Below are 15,740 nucleotides of genomic sequence, written 5' to 3'. Positions count from 1 at the left end.
CCGGAGTGTCCTAGGCCCTCAGGCGAGGCCACAGGTGGTGCACATTCGTGGCGGACAGGGCCGCCAGCTCGGCGGCCAGTTCGCTCGCCCGATCGACGCGCTGTGCGGCCGCCTCGGCGGCGTGGCGGGTGCGCACCGTGCGGGCCACCTCCGTCAAATCCCACAGGTTCTCCCCGGTGACCGAGACTCCCTTCGTTCCCGAACGACGGGTGCGGCCGCGCACGAGCATCAGGCCGGCGTGGAAGACCGGGCCGCCGATCCGCTCCTGCGCGTCGTGGAAGAACACGACGTTCGACACCGGTCCGGTGCCGTCGTCGAGGCTGACGAACACCACCCGGCGCCCGCCCCGCATCGGCGGGGTGTTCGTCGCCCGGCGCACCCCGGCCAGCAGAACCTCGGTGCCGCCGGGGAGGTTGATCAGTTCGGAGGCCGGGGTGACGCCCAACTCGCTGAAGAGGGGGTAGAAGCGGGCCATCTGGTGCCCGGACACGGCCAGGGCCAGGTCTCGGAGCTCCAGGTCGGTCTGGCTGCGACCGCGTAGCTCGAGGGACGTCACCGCGTCGAAGCGGGCGCCCGCGTATTCGAGCACCGGCAGCTCGACCTCGAAGGCGAGCTGGTCGTCGGCGATGCTCACGGCCGTGCCGCGCAGCGACTGGATGTGGGCGAGCAGTTCATGCCGGCGGGTGCGGTCGTAGCCGATGAAGCTGTCGAGCGCCCCGACCCGGGCGAGCGCCTCGAACGTGCTGCGGCGCGGGCGCACGCGGTCGCGGAAGTCCTGCAGAGAAGTGAACGGCTGGTGCCGCACGATGCGGCCTCGCTCGGCGGCGGTCGAGCCGGAGAGCTCCGGCAGGGGCAGGCGGATGCCGCGGCGTTCGTGCTCGAGGTCTTCCACCCGGTAGATCAGGGTGCTTCGCTGCACGTCCAGGCCGAGGACCGGCACGCCGAGCAGTCGGGCCTCGGCCACGATCAGGTCTTTCGGCCACATGCCGGGGGCGTGCGTCAACAGTCCGGCCAGGAAGACCGCCGGATGATGCGTCTTCAGCCAGGCGGACTGGTACGTGGGCAGGGCGAACGCTGCCCCGTGCGCCTTCGCGAACCCGAAGCTGCCGAAGCCGGCGAGGACCTGCCAGATGCGGTCGATGGTCGGGGTGTCGAAACCGCGTTCGAGCGCGGCCTCCCGCAGGTAGGCCTCGATCCGGGGGAGTTGGTCCGGCTTGCCCAGGTGGCGGCGGAAGACATCCGCTTTGCCCAGGCCGCACCCGGTCAGCTCGTCGAAGAGACGCATCACCTGCTCGTGGAAGATGACGACGCCCCGCGTTTCGCGCAGGATCGGTTCGAAGCGCGGATGGATGTAGTCGGGCATCACCTCCCCGTGCCGGGCCTGGAGGTACTTCAGGGGCATGTTGTTCTGCATCGGCCCGGGCCGGAACAGTGAGATTTCGACGGTCAGGTCGTTGAAGACCTCGGGTTGCAGCTTGCCGACCAGTTCCATCTGGCCGGGGGACTCGATCTGGAAGATGCCGAGGGTGCGGGTGGAGCGGATCAGCTCGAACGTGGCCGGGTCGTCGAGGGGGATGCGGTCCAGGTCGATGCTCTCGCCCGAGAGGCGGCGGTGCTCCTCGACCGCGTGGGCCATCGCCGACTGCATCCGAACGCCGAGGATATCGAGCTTGATCAGGCCCATCGGGTCCATGTCGTGCTTGTCGAACTGCGACATGGGCAGGCCCATGCCGGACGTCTGCACCGGGGTGCGGTCCAGCAGGGACAGATCGGAGAGGATCACTCCGCAGGGGTGCACGGAGATGTGGCGGGGGAGCCGGTCGAGTTTGGCGGTCAGGTCGACCAGCAGATCGAGCTGGGCCGACCCGCGCACCTCGGCCGCGAGCGGCCCCAGCTCGGGCTTCTCCTCCAGCGCCCGGCGCAGGTCGCGGGCGTTGAACCGCCAGATCTGCTTGGCTACTGCGGCCACCTGGTCTCGGTCCATGCCGAGGGCCAGGCCGGCGTCGCGCACGGCGCCGCGGCCGCGGTAGGCATTCGTCATCGACATCAGGGAGACCCGGTCGCTGCCGAAGGTGTCGAACAGGGTGCGGTAGATGTCGTGTCGGCGGGCGGACTCCACGTCGAGGTCGATGTCGGGCAGGGTCTGCCGTTCGGGGGAGAGGAACCGCTCCCAGAGCAGACCGTTGGCGATGGGTTCGACGGAGGAGGTGTGCAGCGCGTAGTTGAGCACCGAGCCCACGCCCGACCCGCGCGCCTGGATGCGTACCCCCATCTCGCGCACGATGTCGGCCACCCGCGCCACCGTGAGGAAGTAGCCGGCGAAGCCGAGGTGCTCCACCGTCTTCATCTCGTGGGCGAGCCGGGCGTGCGCCGCCTCTCCCAGAGCGGTGCCGGCGTAGCGGTCGTCGACGCCGGCACGGGCCCGCTTCCAGAGTTCGGCGAAGGGGTCGCCGCTGATGCCGATGATGCGCGCTTCCGGCATGCGCGGACGGCCGAGACCGATGTCGGAATCCGGGTCGAGGCTGCACTGGTCGGCCAGGCGCCAGGTGTCGCGGAAGAGTCGCTCGAGGGCGTCATCGTCGTGGAGCCCGGCGTCGACGACCATGCGGGCCACCTGCCGCATGCCGCTTTCGGGTTTCAGCCAGGCCTGCCCGTTGGTCTGCGGCTGGTCCAGCCGGGCCAGCGGGGTCAGGGTGCGGGCGGCGTCGGCCAGGTCGGCGGTGACGGCCTCCTCGGGGGTGCCGTAGCGCACGGCGTTCGTGAGCACGGCCGGCAGCGCGGCGTACTCGGCGAGGGCGAGCATGCGGGTGGCGGGCGTCACACTGCCCGGCGTGCCCGGTTCCGACAGGTGGCAGACGACCTCGCAGGCCACGGACTGGGGCGGCATGGCGCGCTGCCAGGCCGCCAGTCGCGTTCTGGCGCCGTCATTGTCGCGGAGGCCGATCGCCAGCCCCACATCGCTGGCCGGCCCGATCAGCACGGTGAGGGAGTCGAGCCCCGCCAGCTCGGCCAGCCGGGAGCGGGCGATGCTGGGGAAGGCGGCGCTGCCGTGAGCGGAACCGGCGTGAACGGAACCGGCGTGAGCGGAACTGACGGCGCGGCAGAGTGCGGCGTAGCCTCGTCCATCCGTGTGGCCGTGCGCGAGCACCACCACCCGCCCGAGCGGGTAGAGATCGTCATCGTGCACGGCGAGGTCGGCGCCGAGCCCCGGCCGGATTCCGGCCTGGGCGCAGGCGCGCACGTGCTTGACCGCGCCGTAGAGGCCGTCCCGGTCGGTGACGGCGAGGAAGGAGCTGCTCGGCGCCGCGGCCTGGGCCGCGCTCTGCTGGGCGGCCGTCTGCTCGGCCAGCGCCTCGGGCAGGGTGACGCCGTAGTGGGTCGAGTAGGCGCTGGCGACGTGAAGGTGGGGGAAACTCATCCGTCACCCCCAGTCGAGGGCGAGTACCCACGACCCGTCGACGTCGCGTCGCAGGTCGTAGCGGTGCTGTTCCTCGTCCCCGCGGGACGCGTCCACCCGCCACAGCTCGGTGTCGATGCGCGCGGGGGTTCGGGCGTTTTCCCACCAGCTGGTGCGGGTGAAGACCGCCTGCGGCTGCCCGATGATCGTGTGCTCGAAGCGGTTCCAGATGAACGCGCGCGGGTCGCCGTCGGCCGAGAGCTCGACGTCGACGGGGGTGTCGATGATCTGGGGCATGTGTTCTCCTTCGATCGTTGGATCAAGTGCGATACTTAGAACAGATGTTCGATATCAGGAGTGTACGTCACGGGGCCGACACTCGGCAACGGGTGCCCGTACTGACCGTCGAACTCGCCGTCGTCTGGTTAGCTAGGTCGATGAAACCCTCAACTTCGTCCTGGACGGACTACCTCGGCCGGTCCGCCATCCGTTCGGGCCAGGCCCTGCTGGTGCTCGCACTGACCGTGGTGGCCATCTTCGGCATGACGCAGCTCAAGCTGGTCTTCATCCCGATGCTGCTCGCCCTCATCATCGCGTCGGCCCTGCGGCCGTTCGTTCGGCTGCTCCTGGCCCGGGGCGCGAACGACACGGTGGCCGCGACGATCGCCCTGATCTGCGGCGTGGGCGTCTTCGGCGGCATCGTCACCCTCGTCGTCTTCGGCATCCGGGGGGAGTGGGCCAGCCTCTTCAGCTCGGCGAGCGAGGGACTGGACCACCTGCAGGAACTGCTCAGCAGCGGGGCACTGCCGATCGATCCCGCCCAGTTCGACTCCGTGCGCGAGTCGGTCATTTCCTTCGCCACGAGCAGCCAGTTCGGCACCGGCGCCCTCGCGGGGGTATCCGTGGCCGCCGAGATCGTGGCCGGACTGGTGCTCGGGCTGGTCGTGCTGTTCTACTTCCTGAAGGACGGCCCCCGGATCTGGACCTTCCTGATCCAGCCGCTCTCCGGCAGACGGCACGAGCGGGCCGTTCGCATCGGAGCGAGTAGCGTCGGCGTCTTCGGCAGCTATGTCCGCGGCACGGCGATCGTTGCGTTCGTGGACGCGCTGTTCATCGGGATCGGCCTCTGGGTGCTGCAGGTGCCGCTGGCGCTGCCGCTGGCAGTCATCGTCTTCCTCGGCGCCTTCATCCCGATCGTGGGCGCGACGGCCGCCGGCATCCTCGCGGCGCTGGTGGCCCTGGTCACCAACGACCTGACCACCGCCGTGATCGTCGTCGCCATCGTGATCGCGGTCAACCAGCTTGAGGGCAACTTCCTCTCGCCGGTGGTGCTCGGCAAATCGCTGCAGCTGCACGGCCTGGTGATCCTCCTCGCCCTCACGGCGGGAACGATCCTCGGCGGAATCGTCGGAGCGATCATCTCCGTGCCCATCGCCGCGGTCGGCTGGGCCGTGATCAAAGCCTGGAACGCGCCGCTGGAGCCGACCCCGCCGCTTCCCGCGGCCGCGGACGGCCTGGCCGAGCCGACCGGCCTGGCCGAGCCGACCGGCCTGGCCCAGCCGACCGGTGCGGCCCTGCCGGCGGCGGTCTAGGCGCAGCCCGCACCTCACCCGCGCCTCGCTCTGAACGAATTCGACGGAGATTTTGCCCGAAACGGGCCAAAACAGTCCGGAATCGGGTTTTTAGAGCAAAATCTCCGTCGAATTGGTTAGGGTCCCGCGCGTCTAGGTGAAGGCGGATACGCCGGTCACGGCCCGCCCGACCAGTAGCGAATTGATCTCGTAGCTGCCCTCGTAGGAGTAGATCGCCTCCGCGTCCGCGAAAATCTTCGCCATCTCGAACCGGGTGTCGATGCCGTTGCCGCCGAGCAGGCCCCGACCCAGGGCCACGGTTTCGCGCATCCGGGTGGTGCAGGTCGCCTTGGCGAGGGCCGCCTGGTCCATCGTGAGGCGCCCGCTCTCCTGCAGCCGTGCCAGCTGGACCATCAGCGACAGCGACAGGGTCGCGTTGCCGATCATCCGGGAGAGCTGCTCCTGCACCAGCTGGAAGGATGCGATCGGCTGGCCGAACTGGCGACGCTCCAGGGCGTAGGCGCGGGCCACGTCGAAAGCGGCGAACTGCTGGCCGACCGCCTGCCAGGCTACCCAGACCCGCGAGTTGCGCAGGAGCACGTTCGTGTCCTCGAAGCTCCGGCTGCCGGGCAGCCAGTTCCCGGCCGGGATCCGCACGTCCCGGAGGGTGATATCGGCGTTCTGCACGATCCGCACGGCAATCTTGTTCTCGATCGTGGTGGCGCTGAAGCCGGCACGCTCCTTCTCCACGATGAAGCCCTTGATCTCCCGGTCGGCGGTGTCCCGGGCCCAGACCAGCACGTAGTCCGCCATGGCGCCGTTGCCGATCCAGCGCTTCCGGCCGTTCAGCACCCACTCGTCCCCGCTGCGGGTGGCGGTCGTCTCCATCTCCCGGGAGATGTCGGAGCCGTGGCCCGGCTCGGTCAGGGCGAAGGCGCCGATCTTCTGCAGTGACAGGAGTCCCGGCAGCAGGCGTTCCCGCTGTTCGGGGGAGCCGAGCGTGTCGACGGCCGTGGCGAACAGTTCGTGGTGCACGCCGTAGAACGTGGAGATGGAGGTGTCGGCCCGGGTCAGTTCCATCTGCAGCAGTCCGGTCAGCAGGTGTCCGGTGGCCGCCGGGCCGACCCCGCCGAGGTTCTGTGCCGCCAGGCGGGGCAGCAGCTCGAAGGGGAACTCCGCCCGGTTCCAGTACTCCACCGCGAGGGGGCGCACCTCGGCCTGGAAGAACGCGCGAGCGGATGCGAGGCGGCCCTGCTCGTCCGGGGTCAGCAAGTCCGTGACGAAGATCAGGTCGGCATCGGGGTAGGGCGTGCAATCGAGGTGTGTCATTCCGCCGCCCGTCATTGGTGCGTTCCGAAGTTGAGAGAGTACGATTTTGAGTACGAGCGTACAGTAGAAAGGGCATTTCATGTCGGCTTCCCTGCCCCCGACGGTCCCGCGACGGCGGTGGACGGCACGCCAGGACGAGCTCTTCGGCCAACTGGTGGCGCTCTTCCTCCGGGAGGGGTTCGCCTTCGTCACCCTCGACGACGCCGCATCCCGACTGCGCTGCTCGAAGTCCACCATCTATTCCCTGGCCAGCAGCCGTGAACAACTCGTGCGCACGGCCGTCGTCCACTTCTTCCGTGAGGCGGCGGAACGGGTGGAGCACAAGCTCGCCGAGATCGACGACCCGACCGACCGGATCGCCGCCTACCTGCGCGCGGTCGGGGACGAACTGCGGCCGGCATCCGTCGCGTTCATCGACGACGTCGCAGCGTTCCCGCCGGCCAACGAGATCTACGAACGCAACACCGAGATCGCCGCCGCCCGGGTGCGCGAGCTCATCTCGGAGGGGGTGAAGAGCGGTGCGTTCCGCGAGGTTCCCGCCGCCTTCATCGCCGAGGCGGTATCTTCGGTGATGGTGAGCATTCAGAAACGACGGATGTCCGCGGGCACGGGCCTGTCCGACGCGCAGGCGTACGACGAACTCGCCGCGCTCATCGTCAACGGCATCCGGGCGCAATAGCCGGCGGCAGAGGAGAAGAACGGTGTCAACACCCTTACCCCTGCCGGGGGACCCGATCGCGGAGGCGCACCGCCAGTGGGTCGAGCACGGCTGGCCGGAAGCGGCCGACGGCATGGCTGCGGTGACCTCGATCATGCGCGCGCAGCAGATCATGCTCGCGCGGATCGAGGCCGTGCTGAAACCGTTCGGCGTGACCTTCGCCCGCTACGAACTGCTGACCCTGCTCAGCTTCACCCGCAGCGGGGCCCTGCCGATGAAGAACGCGAGCGTCCGGCTCCAGGTGCATCCGACCAGCGTGACGAATGCCGTGGACCGCCTCGAGGCGGCCGGCTACGTGCGCCGCCTCGCCCATCCGACCGACCGGCGCACCACCCTGGTCGAGATCACGGCGACCGGACAGACGATCGTGCGGGATGCGACTGCCCGACTGAACGATGAGGTGTTCGCCCGCCCCGGCCTGAGCCAGGACGACATCCACAGCCTGATCCGCGTGCTCAGCGGGTTCCGCCACGATGCCGGCGACTTCGCCGACCCCGGCTCCCGCTAGGCACGACGGGCCCGCCTGAGTCGTTCTGTCCCTGCGCCGTTTCGCCGTTCGGTCGCGCCGCCGTTCAGCCGCCCCACGCTGAACGAATTCGACGGAGATTTTGGCCGAAACGGGCCGGAAACGGCCTGAAAAGCACATTTACGGCAGAATCTCCGTCGAATTGGTTCGCCGCCGACACAGGTTAGGGGCGCGCGGGCGGTCAGCGGTTCTCGAAGCGGGGGGCGCGCTTCTCCAGGAAGGCCGCCATTCCCTCCTTCTGGTCGGCCAGGGCGAAGGTGGAGTGGAAAAGCCGGCGCTCGACGTGCACGCCCTCGGCGAGGGTGGTCTCGAAGGCGGCGTTGACCGCCTCCTTGGCCAGCATCGCCACCGGGGCGGACATGCCCGCGATCGTCGCCGCCGTGGCGAGGGCCTCGTCGAGCAGCCGCGTGGCGGGGACGACCCGGGCGACGAGGCCGCAGCGCTCGGCCTCCGCGGCATCCATCGTTCGCCCGGTCAGCACCATCTCCATCGCCTTGGCCTTGCCGATGGCCCGGGTCAGGCGTTGCGAACCGCCGATGCCGGGGATGACGCCGAGCCTGATCTCCGGCTGGCCGAAGACGGCCGTGTCGGCGGCGAGGATGAAGTCGCACATCATCGCGAGCTCGCAGCCGCCGCCGAGCGCGTGGCCGGCAACGGCGGCGATCAGGGGGGTGCGGAGGCGGGTGAGCGCATTCCAGCCGGCGAACCAGTCGGCCGCGTACATGTCCTGGTAGGTCTGCGGGGCCATTTCACGGATGTCGGCCCCGGCGGCGAACGCGCGCTCGGACCCGGTGAGCACGATCGCGCCGATCTCCGGGTCCCGGTCGAGCCCCGTTGCCGCGTCGACGACCTCGTGCATCAGGGCGTCGTTCAGGGCGTTGAGGGCCTTCGGCCGGTTGAGGGTGATCAGGCCCACCCGGCCCCGGCGCTCCAGGATGATGTGCTCGTACCCGGTCTCGCGGATGCCGTCGGTGCCGCTCATGCGCCGGCCGTCCGGTCGGATTTCGCCCTGATGTCGTTGATGATCGCCGAGAAGTCCAGGCCGGCGCCGCCCTCGTCGGCGAAGCGGCGGTACACGCCCGCCGCGACCGGGCCGAGCTCGGCCGCCACGCCGGTGGCGTCGAGGGCGTTCAGGGCCAGGCCGAGGTCCTTGGCCATCAGGGCGCCGGCGAAGCCCGGCTGGTAGTCGCGGTTGGCGGGGCTGGTCGGTACGGGCCCGGGAACCGGGCAGTTCGTGGTGAGGGCCCAGCACTGGCCGGACGCGGCGGAGGCCACGTTGAAGAGCGCCTGGTGGGTCAGCCCGAGCTTCTCGCCGAGCACGAAGGCCTCGCTCACGGCGATCATCGAGATGCCGAGGATCAGGTTGTTGCAGATCTTGGCCGCCTGCCCGCTGCCCGGTCCGCCGCAGTGAACGATCCGGGCGCCCATCACCTCCAGCACGGATGTCGCCGCGGCGAAGTCCGCGTCCTCGGCGCCCACCATGAAGGTCAGGGTTCCCGCCTCGGCCCCGGCGACTCCGCCGGAGACCGGGGCGTCGAGGCCCCGTCGGCCGGCGCTGACGACGAGGTCGTGGGCCGCGCGGGCATCCGCGACGTCGACCGTGGAACAGTCGATGAAGAGCGTGCCGGCGTCCGACGCGGCGAGCAGGCCGCCGCCCGCAGCCGAACCGGCACCGTCGCCCTGACCCTCGTTCTCATCCTCGTAGGCGCCGAGCAGGTGCCGCCCGTCGGGCAGCATGGTGATCACGATGCGGGCGCCCCGGGCCGCGTCGGCGGCCGAGTCGGCGACCCGGATTCCCTTCGCCCTGGCCTGGGCGAGGGCCTCGGGCACCAGGTCGAACCCGGTGACGGTGTAGCCGGCCCCGACGAGGTTGGCGGCCATGGGACCGCCCATGTGGCCGAGCCCGATGAAGGCGATGCGTGTGCTCATGAGGCGCTTCTCCTGGTGCTGTCGGTGGTGCGGGTGCTGGTGCTGGTTCGGGTGCGGGGTGTGTCGTGCGGGTGCGGCCGGCCCCGGGCGGACAGGTGCAGCCCGGCCAGGTGATCTTCGTGGGCGGTGAGGGGGGCGAAGCAGGCGGCGACGGCATCCGTGCTGACCTCGTCCAGCGTGGCCGGCGACCATCGGGGGCGGCGGTCCTTGTCGATCACCTGGGCCCGGATGCCCTCCTGCATCTCGGTGCCCTCGAGGAAGCGCAGGGAGACCCGGTATTCCTGCTCCAGCACCGCCTCGAGGCTGGGGAGAGCGCGCGCCCGGCGCAGCGACGCCAGGGTGACGGCGAGCGCGGTCGGCGACTTGGTGCGGATGAGCGCGGCGGCCGCCTGCGCCGCTTCCACGGGGGAGCGCTGCAGCGCGGCCAGGATCTGCCGGACGTCGTCGAAGGCGTAGCACTCGTCGATCCAGTCCCGCTCGGCGAGCAGCGGCGCGGGCGGGGGAGTGTCGGCGACCGCGGCAACCGCCTCGGCGGCTCCCCGGCCGGACAGCGAGCGGATCAGCTCCGGCAGCCGGTCGCTCGGCACGAAATGGTCCGCCAGCCCCAGCATGATGGCATCGGCGCCGGTGGCGAAGGCGGCGGTCAGGGCCAGGTGGGTGCCGAGCTCACCGGGCGCGCGGGAGAGCAGGTACGTTCCGCCGACGTCGGGCACGAAACCGATGCCGGTCTCCGGCATCCCGAGCCTGGTGCGCTCGGTGACGACACGGATGCCGCCGTGGCCGGAGACGCCGACCCCGCCGCCCAGCACGATTCCGTCCATCACCGCCAGGTACGGCTTCGGATAGCGGTGGATCTGCGCGTTCATCCGGTACTCGTCGGCGAAGAACCGGGCGGCGTCGGCGCCGCTGCCCTGGGCGCCGCGGTAGATCGACACGATGTCACCCCCGGCGCAGAGACCCCGCTCGCCGCTGCCGGTCAGCAGCACCGTCTGAACCTCGTCGTCGTCGGTCCAGCCGGTGAGCACGGCCGAGATCCGGGTGATCATCGCGTGCGTGAGGGCGTTCATCGCGGCCGGGCGGTTCAGGATGATCTGCCCGACCCGCCCGGAGCGGCGCAGCAGGATCTCCGGCTCACTCACCTCCGGCTCGCTCAGGACCGGCCCGCTCACGACCGGCCCGCCTGCTGTGGCGCGGGCTTCGGCGCGGCCGGCTGTTCTGTGAGGGCCCGGCCGATGATCAGACGCATGATTTCATTGCTGCCTTCGAGGATCTGGTGCACGCGCAGGTCGCGGACAACCTTTTCAATGCCGTAGTCGGCGAGATAACCGTAGCCGCCGTGCAGCTGGAGGGCGCGGTTCGCCACCGAGAAACCGGCATCCGTGGCGACGCGCTTGGCCATGGCGCAGAGCCGCACCCGGTCGGGCGCGCCCCGGTCGAGGGCGTCGGCGGCCCGCCAGAGCAGGGTGCGGGCGGTCTCCAGCTCGGTGTCCATGTCCGCGAGCTCGAACAGGAGGGCCTGCCGCTCGATCAGCGGCGCGCCGAAGGCCGAGCGCTCGGTGAGATAGCGCACGGCCTGGTTCAGGGCCCACTGGGCGCCGCCGAGTGAGCAGGCGCCCATATTGATGCGGCCGCCGTTGAGGCCCTTCATGGCGATTCCGAAGCCATCGCCCTCGGCGCCGAGCCGATTGCCCACCGGCACCCGCACGTTGTCGAGGATGACCTGCCGGGTGGGCTGCGCGTTCCAGCCCATCTTCTTCTCGTTGGCGCCGAAAGACAGCCCCGGGGTGCCGGCCGGCACCACGATCGCCGAGATCCCGCCGCTGCCGGGGTCGCCGGTGCGCGCCATCACGATGTAGACGCTGGATGCGCCCGCGCCCGACACGAATTGCTTCACCCCGTTCAGCACGTACTCGTCGCCGTCCCGGTCGGCGCGGGTGCGCAGGGCGGCGGCGTCGGATCCGGCGTCCGGCTCGGTCAGGCAGTAGCTGCCCAGCGACTCCATCGACGCCAGGCCGGGCACCCACCGGCGGCGCTGGTCGTCGGTGCCGAAGGTGTCGATCATCCAGGCGACCATGTTGTGGATGGACATATAGGCGGCGATCGAGGGGTCGCCGTGGGCGAGCTCCTCGAAGATCAGGACGGCGTCCCGGCGGGAGAGCCCGGAGCCGCCGACATCCTCCCGCACGTAGATGCCGCCCATGCCCAGGGCGCCGGCCGCCGCGAACACGTCGAGCGGGAAGTGCTTGGTCTCGTCCCGGGTCACGGCCTGCGGCGCCAGCGACTCCGCGGCGAAGGACCGCACCATGTCCACGATGGCATGCTGTTCATCCGTCAGCTCGAACATGTTCAACCCATCTGGGGGATGACGAAGCTGGCGCCGGCCCCCGTCTCGGCGGTCCGGCTCCCGGGGTCCCCGGGGGTTGCTGTGCCGGGGCCCGCTGCGCCGGAGCGCAGGGCCCCCGCGGGCCAGCGGGAGGTGACGGTCTTGGTCTTCGTGTAGAAGCGGAACGAATCCGGGCCGTGCTGGTTCAGGTCGCCGAACACCGACCTCTTCCAGCCGCCGAACGTGTGGTACGCGATGGGCACGGGGATGGGCACGTTCACGCCCACCATGCCGGTGTTCACCCGGGTGGTGAAATTCCGGGCGACGTCGCCGTCGGCGGTGTAGATGGACACGCCGTTGCCGTACTCGTGCTCGCTCGGCAGCCGCAGGGCCTCCTCGTACGTGTCCGCCCGGGTCACGATCAGCACCGGCCCGAAGATCTCCTCCCGGTAGATGCGCATCTTCGGGGTCACCCGGTCGAAGAGGGTCGGGCCCATGAAGAAGCCGTTCGGGAAGCCGTCCGGGCGGAAGCCGCGGCCGTCCACGAGCAGTTCGGCGCCCTCCTCGACCCCGATCCGCACGTACTCCTCGACCCGGTCGAGCGCCGGGCCGTTGACGAGGGGGCCGTAGTCGCTCGTAGCGTCGAGGCTATGCCCGACCTTCAGCGCCCCGATCCGCTCCGTGAGCTTCGCCACCAGGGCGTCGGCGGTGTCCCGGCCGACCGGCACGGCCACGGAGATGGCCATGCAGCGTTCGCCGGCCGCGCCGTAGCCCGCCCCGATCAGGGCGTCTGCGACCAGGTCCAGATCGGCGTCCGGCATGATGATCATGTGGTTCTTGGCGCCGCCGAAGCACTGGGCGCGCTTGCCGTTGGCCGCGGCCTGGGTGTAGATGTGCTGGGCGATCGGGGTCGAGCCGACGAAGCCCAGGGCCTTGACTCGGGGGTCTTCCAGGAGCGTGTCGACGCTCTCCTTGCCGCCGTTGACGACATTGAAGACGCCCGCCGGCAGCCCCGCCGCCAGGAACAGCTCGGCGAGCCGGAGCGGCACGGAGGGGTCGCGCTCCGACGGCTTCAGGATGAACGCGTTGCCGCTGGCCAGGGCGGGTCCCGCCTTCCAGAGCGGGATCATCGCCGGGAAGTTGAACGGGGTGATGCCGGCGACCACGCCGAGGGGCTGGCGCATCGAGTACACGTCGATGCCGGTTCCGGCGCCGACGCTGTACTCGCCCTTGAGCAGGTGCGGGCCGCCGGCCGCGAACTCGATCACCTCCAGTCCGCGCTGGATGTCGCCGAGGGCATCCGCCACCGTCTTGCCGTGTTCGGAGGAGAGCACTCGCGCCAGCGAGTCCATCTCCTTGTCGATCAGTTCGAGGAAGCGCAGCAGCACCCGGGCCCGGCGCTGCGGAGTCCAGGAACCCCACTCGAGCTGCGCCTCCTCCGCGACGGCGATCGCGGCCTCGGTCTCGGCCCGGTTCGCGAGCGGAACCCGCGCCTGCACCTGCCCGGTGTTCGGGTCGAACACGTCGGAGAAGAGCCCCGAGGTGCCGCGAACATGCCGGCCACCGATGAAATGCGTCAATTCGCGAACCATGAAAAACCTGCTCTCCCTGCGACGGATCGTGCTGCCGTCACCAAGGTACTAGGAAGTCCTAGCATTTACTAGGGCTTCCTAGTATGTTGGGGCGATGACCACCGATTCGATCCGGAACACGGCGCAGGACACGGGGCGGCGAGAGCTCCTCGCCCGCCTGGTGCAGGCCGTCGGAGCCGCCCATGTGCTGACCGACCCGGACGTGACCGAGCAGTACCGCCGGGACATGCAGCCGCTGGTGGGAGCCGGGCGTCCCCTGGCCGTGGTGCGGCCGGCCTGCACCAGCGAGGTGGCCGCGGTGATCGTCGCCTGCACCCGCCACGGGGTGCCCGTCGTGCCGCGCGGCGCCGGTTCCGGGATGACCGGTGCCGCGAACGCGCAGGACGGCGCCGTCACCATCCTGACCTCGCGGATGACCGCGATCCTGACCATCGACGCCGCGGCCGGGTACGCCGTGGTGCAGCCCGGCGTGATCACCCTCGACCTGATCCGGGCGGCCGAGGCGGCGGGCATGTTCTACGCGCCCGACCCCACCTCCAGCGACTGGTGCACCATCGGCGGCAATCTCGCCAACGGGTCCGGCGGTCCACACGGCTCCAAATACGGGGTGACGGCGGATGCCGTGCTCGGCCTCGAGGTCGTGCTCGCCTCCGGGCGGGTGCTCGCCACCGGCCGCCACACCCTCAAGGGCGTCACCGGCTACGACCTCAACCGGATCTTCGTGGGCTCCGAGGGGACCCTGGGCTTCATCACGCAGGCCACCCTGCGGCTGACCCGCCGCCGCCCCGCGCTGACCACCGCCGTGGCGGCGTTCGCGAGCGTCGAGGAGGCCGGCCGGGCAGTCACCGACTTCATCGCCACCGGCCAATCCCTGGCCCTGCTGGAAATCATGGACCAGTCCTGCTTCGCCGCCGTCGAGACGCACCTGGGCAGCCGGCTCCTGGACGAGGGCGGCACCCCGGCCGCCGTGCTCTTCGCCCAGAGCGACAGCGGCACCAGGGCCGAACTCGCCGCCTTCGAAGACGCGGCCTGCGCCAACGGCGCCATCCTCTCGTTCCAGACCGACGACCCCGCGGAGGGTGAGATGATCATGGGCTACTGGCGCGGGCTCGAGGCGGCGCTGGAACCCCTGGGGACCTGGATCCTGCACGAGGTGACCGTGCCCCGGGACCGGCTGGCGGCGCTGATCCTCTCCGCCGCGGACATCGCCGCGGAGACCGGCGTCTTCGTGGGCGTGCACGGCCATGCCCAGGACGGCACCGTGCACCCGATGATCGTCTACCGGCCCGACGCCGAGGGCGCGAGCGAGCGGGCCGGGCAGGCGTACCGGCTCATCCTCCAGGCCGCCCTCGACCTCGGCGGCCCGGTCACCGGCGAACACGGCATCGGCCGGATGAAGACCGAGTACCTGGCGGATGCCCTCGGCGAGGTGGGCCTCGAGGTGCACCGGGCGATCAAGGCCGCCCTCGACCCCGGCGGCACCTTCAACCCCGGGTCGATGTTCAGTTTCGGCCCGGAAGAGCGGAGAACGTCATGAATATCGTCGTGCTGGTCAAGCAGGTCCCGGACACCTACGGGGAGCGGACGCTGCGGGGGGACGGCCGGATCGACCGCGAGAGGGACACCCCGGCCCTGGATGAGATCGATGAGCGCGCCCTCGAGGTTGCCCTGCGACTGCGGGAAACCGCCGGGGGTGAGGTGACCGTGCTCACGATGGGACCGCCGGAAGCCGTCGTGGCGCTGCGGAAAGCCCTCGCGATGGGTGCCGACCGGGCCGTGCACGTCTGCGACGAGGCCCTGGCCGGCTCGGATGCGCTGCAGACCGCCGCCGTGCTGGCCGCGGCCGTGCGGGCCACAGCCGCCCCTGGCGCCGCCACGTTCGACCTGGTCGTCGCCGGCAATGAATCGACCGACGGGCGCACCGCCGCGGTGCCCGCCATGCTCGCCGAACGGTTGGGCCTGCCGCAGCTGACCTTCCTCGGCTCGGTGGCCGTCGACGCGGGAATCGTCACCGGCCTCCGCATCACGCCGGAGGGCACGACGGAACTGTGCGCGGCTCTGCCCGCGGTGATCTCGGTGACGGAGGGCAGCGCCCAGCCGCGCTTCCCCAATTTCAAGGGCATCATGAGCGCCAGGTCCAAGCCGCTGACGACCCTCACCCTCGCCGACCTCGCCGACCACGGCCTGGTCGAGGCCGAGGCCGGCGGTGCGAACTCCTGGTCGCTCGTCTGCACGGTGACCGCCCGGCCGGCCCGCGCGGGCGGCACCGTCATCAGCGATGACGGCACCGGCGGCAGCCGCATCGCCGCCTTCCTGGCCGCGGCCAACCTGATCTGACTGATCTGACACGGACGG

Annotated in this window: 13 protein-coding genes; 5 read left to right on the top strand and 8 right to left on the bottom strand. The window is 70.6% G+C overall.

Going from position 1 to position 15,740, the window contains the following annotated elements; all coding sequences use genetic code 11:
- Positions 1 to 10: 10 nt before the first annotated feature.
- Together E3T37_RS07965 and E3T37_RS07960 are read right to left on the bottom strand one after the other, a co-directional pair.
- A complete protein-coding gene (locus tag E3T37_RS07965) occupies positions 11 to 3,418 on the bottom strand; it encodes a DNA polymerase III subunit alpha (RefSeq protein WP_134366267.1) in 3,408 nt (1,135 codons plus the stop codon).
- A gap of 3 nt (positions 3,419 to 3,421) precedes the next feature.
- On the bottom strand, positions 3,422 to 3,694 hold the full coding sequence (locus tag E3T37_RS07960) for a hypothetical protein (RefSeq protein WP_134366266.1): 273 nt from the start codon (positions 3,692 to 3,694) through the stop codon (positions 3,422 to 3,424).
- A gap of 140 nt (positions 3,695 to 3,834) precedes the next feature.
- Between E3T37_RS07960 and E3T37_RS07955 the strand changes: the two genes are divergently transcribed.
- Positions 3,835 to 4,989: an AI-2E family transporter gene (locus E3T37_RS07955; protein WP_134366265.1), complete on the top strand. Its 1,155-nt coding sequence runs from the start codon at positions 3,835 to 3,837 to the stop codon at positions 4,987 to 4,989.
- 132 nt (positions 4,990 to 5,121) lie between these two features.
- Here E3T37_RS07955 and E3T37_RS07950 read toward each other — a convergent pair whose 3' ends face one another.
- The gene (locus tag E3T37_RS07950; protein WP_134434558.1) at positions 5,122 to 6,297 is read right to left on the bottom strand and encodes an acyl-CoA dehydrogenase family protein; all 1,176 of its coding nucleotides are present in this window, start codon (positions 6,295 to 6,297) and stop codon (positions 5,122 to 5,124) included.
- A 79-nt stretch (positions 6,298 to 6,376) separates the two neighbouring features.
- On the opposite strand from E3T37_RS07950, the gene E3T37_RS07945 reads away from it, so the two are divergent.
- Positions 6,377 to 6,976 carry a TetR/AcrR family transcriptional regulator gene (locus E3T37_RS07945; RefSeq protein WP_134366263.1) on the top strand — a complete coding sequence of 200 codons (600 nt, stop codon included), beginning with the start codon at positions 6,377 to 6,379 and terminating at the stop codon, positions 6,974 to 6,976.
- Positions 6,977 to 6,998: 22 nt separating this feature from the next.
- A complete protein-coding gene (locus E3T37_RS07940) occupies positions 6,999 to 7,523 on the top strand; it encodes a MarR family winged helix-turn-helix transcriptional regulator (RefSeq protein ID WP_241976081.1) in 525 nt (174 codons plus the stop codon).
- Between the two features lie 199 nt (positions 7,524 to 7,722).
- Here E3T37_RS07940 and E3T37_RS07935 read toward each other — a convergent pair whose 3' ends face one another.
- Genes E3T37_RS07935 through E3T37_RS07915 form a run of 5 tightly spaced genes read right to left on the bottom strand, consistent with a single transcriptional unit; the run spans position 7,723 to position 13,385 of the window.
- Positions 7,723 to 8,523 (bottom strand): enoyl-CoA hydratase, encoded by an 801-nt coding sequence (locus tag E3T37_RS07935; protein WP_134366262.1) that lies wholly within the window; start codon positions 8,521 to 8,523, stop codon positions 7,723 to 7,725.
- The gene (mmsB, locus tag E3T37_RS07930; RefSeq protein WP_134366261.1) at positions 8,520 to 9,470 is read right to left on the bottom strand and encodes a 3-hydroxyisobutyrate dehydrogenase; all 951 of its coding nucleotides are present in this window, start codon (positions 9,468 to 9,470) and stop codon (positions 8,520 to 8,522) included. The genes E3T37_RS07935 and mmsB overlap by 4 nt, the downstream gene beginning before the upstream one ends.
- Entirely contained in the window at positions 9,467 to 10,639 is a 1,173-nt protein-coding gene (locus E3T37_RS07925; protein ID WP_198416007.1) for an enoyl-CoA hydratase/isomerase family protein, read from the bottom strand. Before E3T37_RS07925 ends, mmsB begins: the two co-directional genes overlap by 4 nt.
- The gene (locus tag E3T37_RS07920; RefSeq protein ID WP_134366260.1) at positions 10,636 to 11,814 is read right to left on the bottom strand and encodes an acyl-CoA dehydrogenase family protein; all 1,179 of its coding nucleotides are present in this window, start codon (positions 11,812 to 11,814) and stop codon (positions 10,636 to 10,638) included. Before E3T37_RS07920 ends, E3T37_RS07925 begins: the two co-directional genes overlap by 4 nt.
- 2 nt (positions 11,815 to 11,816) lie before the next feature.
- A complete protein-coding gene (locus E3T37_RS07915) occupies positions 11,817 to 13,385 on the bottom strand; it encodes a CoA-acylating methylmalonate-semialdehyde dehydrogenase (protein ID WP_134366259.1) in 1,569 nt (522 codons plus the stop codon).
- A gap of 94 nt (positions 13,386 to 13,479) precedes the next feature.
- On the opposite strand from E3T37_RS07915, the gene E3T37_RS07910 reads away from it, so the two are divergent.
- Together E3T37_RS07910 and E3T37_RS07905 are read left to right on the top strand one after the other, a co-directional pair.
- On the top strand, positions 13,480 to 14,922 hold the full coding sequence (locus tag E3T37_RS07910) for an FAD-binding oxidoreductase (RefSeq protein WP_134366258.1): 1,443 nt from the start codon (positions 13,480 to 13,482) through the stop codon (positions 14,920 to 14,922).
- On the top strand, positions 14,919 to 15,722 hold the full coding sequence (locus E3T37_RS07905) for an electron transfer flavoprotein subunit beta/FixA family protein (RefSeq protein ID WP_134366257.1): 804 nt from the start codon (positions 14,919 to 14,921) through the stop codon (positions 15,720 to 15,722). Before E3T37_RS07910 ends, E3T37_RS07905 begins: the two co-directional genes overlap by 4 nt.
- Positions 15,723 to 15,740: the final 18 nt, after the last annotated feature.

The sequence above is a fragment of the Cryobacterium sp. TMT2-10 genome, assembly GCF_004403075.1.
In the GTDB taxonomy this organism is placed as follows: Bacteria; Actinomycetota; Actinomycetes; order Actinomycetales; family Microbacteriaceae; genus Cryobacterium; species Cryobacterium shii.
The sequence above is the reverse complement of the archived record's forward strand: the minus strand, read 5'-3'. Positions and strand labels throughout refer to the sequence as shown.